General features: G+C 73.9%; 11 protein-coding genes. 10 read left to right on the top strand and 1 reads right to left on the bottom strand.

Annotation, left to right across the window (positions count from 1 at the left end; genetic code table 11):
• The 9 genes from IF45_RS0114420 to ectB all read left to right on the top strand — a co-directional run bounded on the left by IF45_RS0114420 (nucleotide 1) and on the right by ectB (nucleotide 11,390).
• Nucleotides 1–1,626 carry an AMP-binding protein gene (locus IF45_RS0114420; protein ID WP_030307776.1) on the top strand — a complete coding sequence of 542 codons (1,626 nt, stop codon included), beginning with the start codon at nucleotides 1–3 and terminating at the stop codon, nucleotides 1,624–1,626.
• Entirely contained in the window at nucleotides 1,623–2,342 is a 720-nt protein-coding gene (locus IF45_RS33545) for a rhodanese-like domain-containing protein (protein WP_008409816.1), read from the top strand. Before IF45_RS0114420 ends, IF45_RS33545 begins: the two co-directional genes overlap by 4 nt.
• A gap of 76 nt (nucleotides 2,343–2,418) precedes the next feature.
• Nucleotides 2,419–3,675, top strand: a complete 1,257-nt coding sequence (locus tag IF45_RS0114410) for an NAD(P)/FAD-dependent oxidoreductase (protein ID WP_030307773.1) — start codon at nucleotides 2,419–2,421, stop codon at nucleotides 3,673–3,675.
• Nucleotides 3,676–3,889: 214 nt separating this feature from the next.
• Entirely contained in the window at nucleotides 3,890–4,444 is a 555-nt protein-coding gene (locus IF45_RS0114405) for a DUF3291 domain-containing protein (protein ID WP_010643576.1), read from the top strand.
• Nucleotides 4,445–4,487: 43 nt separating this feature from the next.
• Nucleotides 4,488–6,446, top strand: a complete 1,959-nt coding sequence (locus tag IF45_RS0114400) for a class I tRNA ligase family protein (RefSeq protein WP_030307769.1) — start codon at nucleotides 4,488–4,490, stop codon at nucleotides 6,444–6,446.
• 62 nt (nucleotides 6,447–6,508) lie between these two features.
• Entirely contained in the window at nucleotides 6,509–7,549 is a 1,041-nt protein-coding gene (locus tag IF45_RS0114395) for an NAD(P)/FAD-dependent oxidoreductase (RefSeq protein ID WP_256671083.1), read from the top strand.
• A 65-nt stretch (nucleotides 7,550–7,614) separates the two neighbouring features.
• Nucleotides 7,615–8,907, top strand: a complete 1,293-nt coding sequence (locus IF45_RS0114390) for a lysine N(6)-hydroxylase/L-ornithine N(5)-oxygenase family protein (RefSeq protein ID WP_030307766.1) — start codon at nucleotides 7,615–7,617, stop codon at nucleotides 8,905–8,907.
• Nucleotides 8,907–10,073 carry a hypothetical protein gene (locus tag IF45_RS0114385; protein ID WP_030307764.1) on the top strand — a complete coding sequence of 389 codons (1,167 nt, stop codon included), beginning with the start codon at nucleotides 8,907–8,909 and terminating at the stop codon, nucleotides 10,071–10,073. Before IF45_RS0114390 ends, IF45_RS0114385 begins: the two co-directional genes overlap by 1 nt.
• A 72-nt stretch (nucleotides 10,074–10,145) precedes the next feature.
• Nucleotides 10,146–11,390: a diaminobutyrate--2-oxoglutarate transaminase gene (gene ectB / locus IF45_RS0114380; RefSeq protein WP_008409831.1), complete on the top strand. Its 1,245-nt coding sequence runs from the start codon at nucleotides 10,146–10,148 to the stop codon at nucleotides 11,388–11,390.
• Between the two features lie 8 nt (nucleotides 11,391–11,398).
• On the opposite strand, the gene IF45_RS0114375 is transcribed toward ectB, so the two are convergent.
• Complete coding sequence (locus tag IF45_RS0114375; RefSeq protein WP_008409833.1) at nucleotides 11,399–11,791, bottom strand: winged helix-turn-helix transcriptional regulator; 393 nt, start codon at nucleotides 11,789–11,791, stop codon at nucleotides 11,399–11,401.
• Between the two features lie 99 nt (nucleotides 11,792–11,890).
• Here IF45_RS0114375 and IF45_RS0114370 point away from each other — a divergent pair, with 99 nt between their 5' ends.
• Nucleotides 11,891–13,102 carry a pyridoxal phosphate-dependent aminotransferase gene (locus tag IF45_RS0114370; RefSeq protein ID WP_030307762.1) on the top strand — a complete coding sequence of 404 codons (1,212 nt, stop codon included), beginning with the start codon at nucleotides 11,891–11,893 and terminating at the stop codon, nucleotides 13,100–13,102.
• The last annotated feature ends 6 nt before the right edge of the window (nucleotides 13,103–13,108 follow it).

The following is a 13,108-nucleotide window of genomic DNA, read 5'->3' as shown; positions in this document are numbered from 1 at the left end:
GTGGTAGCCAACGCCGAGGCGGCCGTACTGCCGCCGTGGTCGAACGATTCCGCCGGCGGGGCCGGCACCCCGCCCGCTCTCGGCGATCTGCTGGTGGCCCCGGCCCGGAAGTGGCCGGACCGCACCGCGATCGACGACGGGACGGACAGCCACACCTTCGCCGAGCTGGAGCGGGGCGCCCTCGCCCTCGCCTCCCGGCTGGCCGGGCTGGGGGTGGGCCCGGGGGACCGGGTCGTGGTCCTGGCCGCGAAAAGAGCTGTCATGCCCATGATCATCATGGCGGTCTGGAAGCGCGGCGCGGTCTACGTCCCGCTCGACGCCGCCGAGCCCGCACCCCGTCTGCACTCCCTGCTCACCCGCCTGGCCCCGGCCGCCGTCCTCGCCCTGGACGACCGGGAACCGGCGCTCGCCGCCCCGTGGCTCGGCAAGGAGCAGCTGGACGAGGCCCTCGCCGGGACCGACGCGGCGCACGCCACCGTGGCGCACCGGCCCGAGGACCCCGCCTACCTCGTCTTCGCCTCCGGTGCGACGGGTGAGCCGCAGGGCGCCGAGATCGGCGTCGCCGCCCTGCTGGCCCACTTCGGCGGCCACAACGAGGTGCTGCGCCTGACGGCGGAGTCCCGCGTGCTGAGCCTCTCGCCGTTCCACTTCGACGTCTCGCTCCTCGACACGGTCCTCCCGCTGTCGGTGGGCGCCTTCGTCCACCAGTTCCGCTCTCTGCCGGCCGGCGCCGTGATCCGTTCGGTCCTCGCCCGGCAGCGCCTCACCCACCTGCTGGCGGTCACCGTGATGCTGACGCAGATCACCGGCGACGGGCGCCAGATCACCCCGGCCAAACTGCCGTCCCTGGAACTGGTCATGACGGGCGCCCAGGTCTGCGAACCGGCGGTGCTGCGCCCCTGGCTCCAGAACCTGCCGCAGGTCCGCCTCGTCCAGGCGTTCGGCCCGCCCGAGGCCACCATCTTCAGCCTCACCCACGAACTGGGCCCCTCCGACGCCGACCGCACCACCGCCTGCCCCGTCGGCCGGCCCCTGCGCGGCACCCGGGCCAGGCTCGTGCGGGACGGCGCCGAACTCCGCGAACCCGGCGAGGTGGGCGAGTTGTGGGTCGGCGGCCCGCAGGTCATGCGGGGCTACTTCGACCAGCCCGGGGAGACCGCCCGTACCGTCGTCGAGACCGACGGCACGCGCTGGTTCCGGACCGGTGACCTCTGCTCCCGCGACCCGGACGGCACCCTCGTGCTGCACCGGTACGCCGAGGAGATCGCCTGGCTGGCCGGGCGCCGGACCCACCTCGCCGAGATCCGCCGCGCCGCCCTGGAGTGCCCCGGCGCCGAGGGCGCGGCCGTGGCCGTGATCCCGCGCCACCAGCGCGAGGTGCTCGCCCTCGTCCTCCTCGCGAAGGACCGGCGGGTGGTCGCCGACGCGGTGGAGCACCTGCGCGGCGCCCTGCCCGAACCCCTGCGCCCGGCCCTGCTCGGCTGGGCCCCCACGGAAGCGGCCGCCGAAGCCGGCGAACCGGAGCTGATCCAGCGGCTCGCGACGGCGGCCGAGCAGTCGAACTCGCACTATTTCGCGCTGACGGCCGACGGTGCCGTCGAGACCCTTGAAGAGGTGGAGCTGTGACCACAGTGGTGAAGGACAAGGTCGCCGAGTACCTGGAGGCGTCGCTGGGCAAGCCGGTGGACCTCGCCCCGCTGCCCGACGACACCCCGCTCAACACCCTGGGGATGGACTCCCTGCTGACCATCAGCGTCCTGGTCACGCTGCTGGAGGACGCCGGCGTCGACCTGGGCGAACACGCCGACTCCCTGGTCACCCCGAGCACCCTCGGCGACCTCTACGCCATCGCCGAACGGTTCCTGGGCGCCCCCGAGGAGCCCGAGGAGCAGACCGTGGCCGCCGCCGACCCGGGCGGCTCCCGCGAGCAGTCCGCCCAACTCGCCCACTACCAGGCCAAACTGGCGTACGAGACCGACTCCGCCGACCTGCGGGACGCCCTGGAGTCCGGGCAGGACCTGGTCGTCGTGGACGGCCGCAGCAGCGAGGCGTACGCGGCCGAGCACATCGCCGGGGCGATCAGCATCCCGCACCGCTCGATCTCCCAGGAGTCGCTGGCCGGCCTCTCCAAGGCGTCGCTCTACGTCGCGTACTGCGACGGCATCGGCTGCAACGCCTCGACCAAGACCGCCATCAAGCTGGCCACCGCGGGCTTCCGGGTCAAGGAGCTGATCGGCGGCCTCGACTGGTGGAAGCGGGACGGCTACCCGACCGAGGGCCACGCCGCCGGGCAGGGCCACGCCCACCAGGTCCACCACGCCGCCTGCGGCTGCGCCGGCTGACCGGCACCCCAGGACGTACCCGCAGCACATGCGCCATGGAGAGATTCAGCCCGAACAGAGAGTTGGTAGTCGTCCTGTGAGCACTGAGATACCCGACGACCCGACGTGGGACGTCGCGGTGGTGGGGGGCAGCCTCGCCGGCTGCGCCACCGCGATCCACTTCGCCGAGAAGGGGTACCGGGTCACCGTCCTCGACAAGAAGCCGCTGACCGACCAGCACTACAAGCAGCTCTGCACCCACTTCGTCCAGCCGCACACGGTCCCGCTCCTCGCCCGGCTCGGCCTCGGCCACCTCAGCGAGCCCGCCCACTCGGTGACCACCAAGGCCGTCTTCGTCACCCCCGGCGGCGTGGTCGACACCCCCGGCCCCGGCTACGACCCCGAGCAGCCGGACTCCTACGCGCTCAACCTGGAACGGCGGGTCCTGGACCCCGCGATCCGCGAGGCCGCGCGGCAGCGGGGCGTCCACTTCCTCGACGACACCGCCGTGGAGGGCGTCACCGAGGACGACTCCGGCTGGACCCTCGACACCCGCGACGCCCGGGGCACCCACCGCCTTCGCGCCCGGCTCGTGGTCGCCGCCGACGGCCGCCGCTCCCGGCTGGCCGGGCTGCTCGGCAATGAGGCCGAGGTCCGGCCCAACGAACGGGTCGCGCTCTTCGGCTACTTCACCGGGATCGACACCCGGGCCGACAACCGCTCGGTCTTCATCATGAACGAGTGGGACCTGGCCTGCACCTACCCGCTGGTCGGCGGCAGGACCGAACTGGTCCTCTTCGCGGACAAGGCGCGGGTCGCCGAATGGCGCGGCGCCGACAGCCGCATGGAGGAGTTCCTCAAGTACTTCGACGGCCTGGCCGAGGCCCCGTCGGTGGCCGACGCCGTCCCCGAGTCCCCCCTGCTGGGCTACAGCGACTACCCGAGCCAGCTCCGCGCGCCCGTGGCCGGGTCCGTCCCGTTCGTCGGCGACGCGGCCCTGTCGCTGGACGCCATGGCCGGCGTCGGCTGCGGATTCGCGCTGCTCACCGCCGAGCTGCTGGCCGACTCCCTCGACGGCCGCTCCCTGGCCGGCGACGACCTGCGCGAGGGCCTCGACCAGTACCGCCGCCGGTTCGAGGAGAACCTCCTCCCGCACGCCGAGGGCATCTGCGGGGACTCCCTGGTCGGCAAGAACGAGGCCACCCGGCTGCGGATGTTCGAAACCATCTGCGAGAGCCAGGAGCTGAGCCAGAAGTACCTGGCCCTGACCGGGCGCATGGTGCGGCCCGCCGAGTTCCAGCGGGAGTTCATGCGCGGGCTGATGGCCCGCTCCAAGCGCGCCGCGCGCACGTAGGGGGTGTCTTCGAATCCCGCACGGCGCCCACGGCGCCCGGCACGCACTCTCGCCACACCGGGCGGAAACCCAAGTACGTCCAGTACGAGAGCTTCCGCCCGGCGTGCCGAGAGCACGCACCGGACACCGCGGACACCGCACAGGATTTGAAGACACCCCCTAGGCGCCGGGCCGCGTCCGGCCGCGCACCACACCCATGGGAGGACAGAGACCGATGCCACGCGTCGCGTTCACGACATTCGCGATCCTGAAGAAGCCGTACGGCGACCCCGAGGTCCAGGAGTTCGACGACCTGACGCCGCCCACCTTCGAGGAGGCCGAGGGCAGCCCCGGGTTCCTCGCCCGGGCCAAGGAGGACCCCGGCCAGAGCCACATCACCAACTTCGACCGGGACTGGGGGGAGTGGGGCAAGTTCGAGGTGCCGCGCTTCTACACCGGCGGCCGGACCGACGAGACCGACAGCCGGGCCTCCACGCTCTCCCTCTGGGCCGACCTGGAATCCGTCTTCGCCTTCGTCTACTCCGGAATCCACCGCTCCACCCTGAGCCGGCGCCACGAGTGGTTCCTCAAGCCCGAGTGGCCCTCGTACGCGGCCTGGTGGGTCGCCGACGACACCATCCCCACCTGGGAGGACGCCTGCGGCCGGCTGGAGCACCTGCACGACCACGGCCCGACGCCGACCTCCTTCACCCTCCGCAAGCCCTTCGGGCCCGACGGCACCCCGACGAAGCTGCGCGGCCCCGCCACGCGGCCCGGCACGGACGGCTGACGCCGGACCGTCCCTTCCACCTCACACCTCTGGGGGAGTCCCTGTGATCACGCGTGCCTTCGACCGGTCGGCGATGAGCTGGTCCTACGAGATGCACCTGCAACCCATGCTGTCCGCCACCGACATCGAGGGGCTGCCGTTCGGCTCCGTCTTCGGCAGCGTGCCCGCGCACACCGTCTCCAAGCGCCACGCCCACCAGGACGGCGAGATGTTCATCGTCCTCGCGGGCAAGGCCGTCGTCGTCCTCGGCGAGGAGGAGCGGGTGCTCGGGCCGGGCGAGGTCGTCCACCTCTCGCCCTTCGGCTTCCACGAGATCCGCAACGACTTCGACGAGCCCTTCGACATCGTCTCCGTCTTCTGGGAGCACATCCCGAGCGCCGTGGCCGTCCTGGAGAAGAGCCCGCCGCGCGACCAGCTCGCCGAGCGCAGCCTGGTGTTCTGCCCGCCGCCCACGCCCAACGGCGGCCTCCACCTCGGCCACCTCGCCGGCCCCTACGTCCGGGCCGACATGCTGGCCCGCGCCCTGCGCAGCATGGGCCGCGAGGCCCGCTACGTCACCGGCACCGACGACCACCAGTCGTACGTCGCCGCCGCCGCGCGCCTGCGCGGCACCACCCCCGCCGAGGTGGCCACCGCCGAGGGCGACGCCATCGTGGCGACCCTGCGCTCGGCCGGCGTCACCCTCGACCGGCTCACCCGCCCCGCCGCCGACCCCGGCCACGGGGCCCGGATCAGGGAACTGCTCGAGAAGGTGGCCGCCTCGCCCGCCGCCAAGGAGGAGGAGCGGCCCACCGCCTACTGCCCCACCTGCGCGCTCTCGCTGCACCAGGCGTTCGCCCGGGGCCGCTGCGCACACTGCGACGCGGCCAGCGACGGGGAGATCTGCGAAGCCTGCGGCCGCCCCAACGAGGCGCGCGAACTCAGCGCCGCCCACTGCCGGATCTGCGGCACCGAGGCCGTCACCCGTACCGAGCGGGCGCTCTGGCTGGACCTCGACGCCTACGCCGCCGAGCTGCGGGAGTACCTGCGTCTCGCCCACACCCCGCCCGACCTGCTGACCCTCGTCGAGCGGCTGCTGGACGAGGGGCTGCCGGCCTACCGGCTGGGGCGCACCACCGAGTGGGGCGTGGACCTGGGCGACGGGCAGGCCCTCGACGCCTGGGCCGACCTCGCCCTCACCTTCCTGGACGCCGCCCGCACCGAGTCGGAGCAGAACGGCCCGGCCCGGATCGCGCTCTTCCTCGGCTACGACAACAGCTTCTACTACGCGGTGCTGCTGCCGGTCCTGGCCTTCGCCGCCGGCCTCGCCGACCACCTGCCCGCCGCCTTCGTCACCAACCAGTTCCTCCACCTGGGCGACGAGAAGTTCTCCACCAGCCGGGGCCACGCCGTCTGGGCCGACGACGCGCTGGCCGCCGCCGGCCCCGACGCCGTACGCCTGGCCCTGCTGCGCGAGGCCCCGGAGGGCCGCGTCACCCGGATCACCGCCGAGCGCGCCGGGCAGCTCACCGAGGACCCCCTGTACCGCGCGGCCCACGCCTGGCTCGACGGCTTCGCCGCCTCGGCCGGCGAGGACGGCGCCGTGGTGCCGGGCACCGGGGCCTGGACCGACGTGCACCGCGAGTTCTACCGGTACCTCAACCTCGCCACCCGCCAGCTCGACGGCCTGCTGCTGCCGGAGTCGTTCAGCGCCCGCAGCTACGTCGACCAGCTGGAGTCCTTCGTGACCCGCTGCGCCGAGTTCCGGGCGGCCGAGCAGGCGCTGCGGGCCACCCCCTCGCTGGCCGAGGAGGCCCGCACCAGCCTGGCCCTGGAGTACCTGGCCGCCAAGGTCTTCGCCGCGCTGGCCTGGCCGATCACCCCCGGCCTGGCCCAGCGGGTCTGGGAGTGGCTGGGGCTGCCCGGGGAGCCGGTCCGCGAGGCCGACTGGACCTTCCTGCCCTCCGGCACCCGGTGCGCGGCACCGGCGCCGGCGCCGGCGGCCGCGAGCGGGCACGCGTGAGCGCGGCCGGAACGGGGGCGCGGCCGGCGGGCGGCGACTTACCCGGCCGCGCGGACGTCGTGGTGGTGGGCGCCGGGATCACCGGCGCCGCCGTCGCCCACCACCTCGCCCGCCGGGGCGCCTCGGTGCTCGTCCTCGAACAGGCGCCCCGGCCGGGCACCGGAGCCACCGGTCCCTCCGGCGGCATGGTCCGCGCCTACGACCCCGACCCGGACGTCGCCGAACTGGCCGCGCCCAGCCTGGCCGTCTACCGCAGGGCCGAGGGCTGGGCGTCGGGCCGCTCCCCGCTGCACGCGGCCGGGGCGGTGACGGTGGCCGACCCTGCCCAGGACGCCGAGCTCCGGGAGGCGGCCGCCCGGATCAACGGCACGCTCGGCACCTCCGCGCACGTGGTGGCCCGCCGCCCCGAGGCGGCCGGCATCCACCTGGCCGGCGGTATCGCCCTGGTCGAGCCGGAGGCGGGCTGGGTCGCCCCGGCCGAGGTGGCGGCGGACTGGCTGGAGCAGGCCGCCGCCGACGGGGCCACCGTCCGCTGCGGGGTGCGGGTCCGCGCGGTGGAGGCCCGGGGCGGGCGGCCGGTGGTGGTCACCGACGCGGGGGAGGTCCTCGCCGGGAGCGTCGTCTCGGCGGTCGGGCCCTGGGCGGCCGACCCGGTGCCCGGGCTGCGCCCCCGCTCGCCGGTGCGGGCCCGCTCCATCCAGGTCAGCATCGTCGAACGCCGCCCGTCCGTACCCCCGCACGCCACCTTCGTCGACCTGCGCACCGGGCTGTACGCCAAACCGGCCGGCCCGGGCCGGACCCTGATCGGCATGCCGCACCTCGTCTGGGACCCGCCCCTCGACGCGCGGCCCGACCCCGAGCACGCGCGGGCCACCGCCCGCGCGCTCACCGCCCATCTGCCGTGGCTCCCGACGGCGCCGCACCTGACCACCGTCCGCGCCGCGGACGCGTACGGCCCCTCCGCCGGCCTCCTGGAAACCACCGGGGTACCGCACGTCTGGGCGGTACGCGGCTGGAACGGAGCCGGTGTCAAGACGGCGCCCGAAGCGGGCCGCCGAATCGCCGAAGCGGTCGTGACGGCCGCCCGTTCCGCCGCCGCCTGAGGGCGACGGAGCGCACCTGAACCGGAGCATCCACCCAATCTTCCGCCTCATCCCTAGGGGGAACTGTGACCCGCTGCCACGACGTGCTCGGCATCGGCTTCGGCCCGGCCAACCTCGCCCTCGCCATCGCCCTCGACGAAGAGGGCCGCGACTTCGACGTGCACTTCCTGGAGGCCAGGACGGGGCCGTCCTGGCAGAGCGCCATGATGCTCGACGGCTCGGACATCCAGAACCACCCGGTGCGCGACCTGGTGTCGCTGCGCAACCCGCGCAGCCGCTTCACCTTCATCAACTACCTCTTCGAGAACGGGCGCCTCCTCGAACACCTCAACGTCCCGATGGAGTTCCCGCTGCGCAAGGAGTACGCGCGGTACGTCACCTGGGCCGCGGGCCACTTCGGCCACCTGGTCGACTACGGCGTGCACGTCACCGGCGTCACCGTCGACCGCGACGCCGACGGCCGCCCCCTCTACACCGTCACCACCTCCGCCGGCGAGACCCACCAGGCCCGCGCCCTGGTGGTCGGCACCGGACGGGCCCCCTACATCCCCGAACCCTTCGACGCCGTGGACTCCTCGCGCGTCTTCCACCTCACCCGCTACCTGCCCTCCCTGCGCGCCCTGGGCATGGGCGAGGAGGACGAGGCCGCCCCGCGTGCGGTGACCGTCGTCGGCGGCAGCCAGAGCGCCGTCGAACTCACCCTCGACCTCGCCCGCCGCTTCCCCCGCGCCCGCGTCACCACCCTGGTCCGCTCGGTGACGCTGCGGCAGAAGGACACCAGCCCGTTCAGCGAGGAGGGGTACTTCCCCGGCTTCACGGACTACTACTACCGGGCCTCGCGCGAGCGCAAGGACGCCATCGACGCGTACATGCGCCTGACCAACTACTCCTCGGCCGACGGCGATGTGCTGGGCGAGCTGTACCGGCTCGTCTACGAGCAGCGGCTCGACGGCAACCAGCGGGTCTTCGTCAGCGGCAGCCGCCAGGTGCGCTCCGTCGAGGCGCGCGAGGACGGGGTCCGGCTCGACGTCGAGGAGCTGACCACCGGGGAGGCGGAGGAGCACCAGGCCGACTTCGTCGTGCTGGCCACCGGCTTCCGCGACCTGGGCCCCGCCGCCCACCAGGAGCGCGTCCCCGCGCTGCTGCGCGAGGTCGCCGACGCCTTCGCCTTCGACGACCACGGCTACCTCTCCGTCGGCCAGGACTACGAGGTGGAGACGGTGGACCCCGACACGCCCACGCTCTTCCTCAACGGCCTCTGCGAGTCCAGCCACGGCATCGGCGACGCGGGCTCGTTCAGCCTGCTGTCGCTGCGCGCCAAGGTCATCGCCGAGAGCCTGCGGAAGCGTCTCCTCTGATGGAGCCGACGAGCGAAGCCGTCTGCGTGCGGAACACCGGCCACCCACCCGCGCCGGCGCTCGCCGGACAGGTCGCCGCCGGGGTCCTCGGTGCGGGCATGCTGGTCATGCCCTCCGTGGTCGCCTCGCTGACGGGCGAGGGCGCCCTGCTCGTCTGGTCGGCCCACCTCGTGCTGGGCGCCACCGTCAGCCTCCTGCTGGCACTGCTGGTCCGTACGCGCCTGACCCCGGCCACCCTGGCCGGGACCGTCGGCGCCCTGCTGGGCGGCTGGGCGGCGCGGGCGGTGGACGGCGTCTTCGCGGTCGCCTTCACCGCCGGGCAGGCGGCCATCGCCTGGTTCGCCGCGACCTGCCTGCTGACGGCGGCCCAGGGGGCCCCGCCCCGGCCGGGCACGGCGGGCCTGCTGCTCGCCCTCGCCCTGCTCGTGGTCGCGGTGGCGGCGGCGCTCACCCCGCTCCAGCTCCCGGCGGCGGTGCTGCGGCTCCGGCCCTGGGCCGCCGGGGCGGTGGCGCTGGCCTGCGTCGCCTGGTCCGTGCCGGGCCAGGCGGCGGCGGGCGCGCCCACCTCGCTGGCGCCCCCGGGGCTCACCGGGGCCGGGGCCTGGTGGCTGGCGCTGGCCGCGCTGTTCTTCGCCGGGGTCGGCTGGGAGGTGGTCACCTCGGCCGTCCCCGGCACGGCCGCCGGGGCCCGCAGCGTGGCCGGGGGCGTCGCCCTGGGCGCGGCCGGGGTGGCCGTCGTCCACCTGGGGCTCGCCGCCGTCCAGCAGGCCGCCGGGGGCCCGCCGGGGCGGGACCCGGCGGCGGCGCCGCTGCGCTGGGTGCTCGCCGGGGCCGCCACGGCCGTCCTGCTCTCCTACTGCTTCACCAACGTCCGTACCGCCGCCCGGATCGCGGCGCGGCTCCGCCCCGACGGAGCGGGCCCCTCCCGGGCCCTGGTGGCGGCCGTCGGCGTCGCCTGCTGCGTCTTCGCCTGGCTCGGCACCCGGGAGGGCGGCATCCCGCTGCTCCTGCTGGGACCGGCCGCCGCGGCGGTGACCGGCTACGCCCTGGGCGCCGTCGCCGCCGTACGCCGTGGCGGGCCCGGGCTGCGCTGTACCGGCGTCCTGGTCCTGCTGGCCCTCGCGGCGACGGTGGTCCTCACCGTGCCGTCCCTGCGCGGCGCCTGAACGAGGGGCCTTTGAGCCCCGACTCCCCACTCCCCGCGACTTCCTGTTGCAGCCCGCACCCGAGGACACCTCATGACCGTCACCACCATCGAATCCGAAGTCCGCAGCTACAGCCGGAACTGGCCCGTCGTCTTCGAGCAGGCGCGCGGCAGCCGGATGACCTCCCGCGACGGCCGCGTCTACCTGGACTTCTTCGCCGGCGCCAGCGCCCTGAACTACGGGCACAACCCCCCGGTGCTCAAGCGCGCGCTCATCGACTACCTGGAGCGCGACGGGGTCACCCACAGCCTCGACATGCTGACCGGTGCCAAGGAGAAGTTCCTCGCCGAGTTCGCCGCCCGCCTCCTGGTGCCGAGGGGGCTGGAGTACCGCGTCCAGTTCCCCGGCCCCACGGGCACCAACAGCGTGGAGGCGGCACTCAAACTGGCCCGCAAGGTGACCGGGCGGGAGACGGTCGTCGCCTTCACCGGGGCCTTCCACGGCATGTCGCTGGGGTCCCTGGCCGTCACCGGCAACGCCGCCAAACGCGCGGGCGCGGGCCTGCCCCTCGGGCACACCTGGCGGCTGCCCTACGACGGGTTCGGGGACGGCCAGGTCTCGGGGCTGAAACTCCTGGACAGCATGGTCGAGGACAGCAGCAGCGGCATGGATCTGCCCGCCGCCGTCATCGTGGAGACGGTGCAGGGCGAGGGCGGGGTCAACCCGGCCGGCCACACCTGGCTCGCCGACCTCGCGGAGCTGTGCCGCCGGCGGGGCATCCTGCTGATCGTCGACGACATCCAGATGGGCTGCGGCCGGACCGGGCCCTTCTTCAGCTTCGAGGCGGCCGGGATCACCCCGGACATCGTCTGCCTCTCCAAGTCCCTGAGCGGGTACGGCCTGCCGCTGGCCCTCACCCTCTTCCGCCCCGAGCTGGACGTGTGGGAGCCGGGCGAGCACAACGGCACGTTCCGCGGCAACAACCCGGCCTTCGTGACGGCCACGGCCGCCCTGCGGGAGTACTGGTCCGACGACCTGCTCGCCAAGCAGACGGAGCAGCGCGGGCTGATCGTGCGGGAGCGGCTGACCGCACTCGCCCGTCGTCACCCGGTACGGGTGGCCCAGGTGCGCGGCCGGGGACTGGTCTGGGGGCTGGCCTTCCGGGAGCCGGAGGCGGCCCGGCGGACCGCCGACGCGGCCTTCGCCCGCGGGCTCCTGGTGGAGACCTCGGGCTCCCGCGACGAGGTGGTCAAGCTCCTGCCGCCGCTGACCAGCACCGACGACGAACTGGCCGAGGGGCTCGACCTCCTGGACGAGGCGGTGGCCGTGTCCGGCTGAGCCCGCCCTCACGGGCCGGGGCTGACCGGGGCGGTGACGGGGCCGGTGAACCAGTGGCCGCGCATCGCCTCCGTCGGGCGGGGCTCGCCGAGCCCTTCCGCGCCCCAGGCGGCGAGGGCCTCGATCACCCCGCGCAGCGCCTCACCGCGCGGGGTGAGCCGGTAGGCGGAGACGTTGACGGGGCGTTCCAGCCGGCAGCGCTCCAGCACGCCTTCGCTCTCCAGCTGCCGGAGCCGGGTGGCGAGGATGTCGGTGGAGACGCCGGGCAGGTCGGCGTGGAGGTCGGTGTAGCGCCGTGGGCCGGCCAGCAGCTCACGGACGATCAGCAGACTCCAGCGTTCGCCCACCGCGTCCAGGGCTCGGGCCACGGCGCAGTACTGGTCGTAGCTTCGGCGCGTCATGACGCGCAGCCTATCAAAAGGTTGGACTTTCCAAGTAGGTACTTGGTAGAACGAAGTGGCCACGGCGGCGCGGTGCCAGTCACGGTCGGGAGGCCGCAGATGATGTTTCGACAGTCCGGCAAGTTGAAGGACGTGTGCTACGAGATCAGGGGGCCGGTGGTCGACCAGGCCAACGCCCTGGAGGAGGCCGGGCACAGCGTGCTGCGGCTGAACACCGGCAACCCCGCGCCGTTCGGCTTCGAGGTGCCGGAGGAGATCCTCCAGGACATCATCCGCAACCTGCCGAACGCCCACGGCTACAGCGACGCGCGGGGCATCATGCCCGCCCGGCGCGCGGTGGTGCAGTACTACCAGCAGCGCGGGGTCGCCGGCGTCACCGTCGACGACGTCTACCTCGGCAACGGCGCCTCCGAGCTGATCCAGATGGCGGTCCAGGCGCTGGTGGACGACGGCGACGAAGTCCTCGTGCCCGCCCCCGACTTCCCGCTCTGGACGGCCGTGGTCCGGCTGGCCGGCGGCCGCGTCACGCACTACCTGTGCGACGAGGAGGCGGACTGGTTCCCCGACCTCGACGACATCGCCGCGAAGATCACCGACCGCACCAAGGCCATCGTCGTCATCAACCCGAACAACCCGACCGGCGCGGTCTACTCCAAGGAGCTGCTGGAGGGCATCCTCGACCTCGCGCGCCGGCACGGCCTGATGGTCCTGGCGGACGAGATCTACGACAAGATCCTCTACGACGACGCCGAGCACCACTGCCTCGCCGCCCTCAGCGACGACGTGGTCACCCTCACCTTCAACGGCCTCTCCAAGGCGTACCGAGTCGCCGGTTTCCGCAGCGGCTGGCTCGCGGTCTCCGGCCCGAAGGAGCAGGCCAGGGACTATCTGGAGGGCCTGTCCATGCTGGCCGGCATGCGGCTGTGCCCGAACGTGCCCGCGCAGTACGCCATCCAGGCCGCGCTGGGCGGGCACCAGTCGATCGCCGAACTCACCCTGCCGACCGGCAGGCTCACCGAGCAGCGCGACGTCGCCCACCGGGCGCTCAACGAGATCCCGGGCGTCAGCTGCGTCAAGCCGAAGGGCGCCCTGTACGCCTTCGCCAAGCTCGACCCGGACGTGTACAAGATCGTCGACGACGAGCGGTTCGTCCTCGACCTGCTGCTGCGCGAGAAGATCCACGTCGTCCAGGGCACGGGCTTCAACTGGCCCCGCCCCGACCACTTCCGCTTCGTCACCCTGCCCCGCGCCGACGACCTGGAGGTCGCCATCAACCGCATCGGCCGCTTCCTCGCGGGCTACCGCCAGTAGCCGGGC

It is taken from the genome of Streptomyces albidoflavus, from assembly GCF_000719955.1.
Classification (GTDB): Bacteria; Actinomycetota; Actinomycetes; order Streptomycetales; family Streptomycetaceae; genus Streptomyces; species Streptomyces albidoflavus.
This window is presented reverse-complemented; position numbering and strand designations above follow the sequence as displayed.

What these genes read in the sequence shown, in the direction of transcription:
- IF45_RS0114405 (WP_010643576.1), top strand. Translation starts at nt 3,890, where the DNA reads ATGCCACGCGTCGCGTTCACGACATTCGCGATCCTGAAGAAGCCGTAC.
- IF45_RS0114385 (WP_030307764.1), top strand. Translation starts at nt 8,907, where the DNA reads ATGGAGCCGACGAGCGAAGCCGTCTGCGTGCGGAACACCGGCCACCCA.
- ectB (WP_008409831.1), top strand. Translation starts at nt 10,146, where the DNA reads ATGACCGTCACCACCATCGAATCCGAAGTCCGCAGCTACAGCCGGAAC.
- IF45_RS0114375 (WP_008409833.1), bottom strand. Translation starts at nt 11,791, where the DNA reads ATGACGCGCCGAAGCTACGACCAGTACTGCGCCGTGGCCCGAGCCCTG.
- IF45_RS0114370 (WP_030307762.1), top strand. Translation starts at nt 11,891, where the DNA reads ATGATGTTTCGACAGTCCGGCAAGTTGAAGGACGTGTGCTACGAGATC.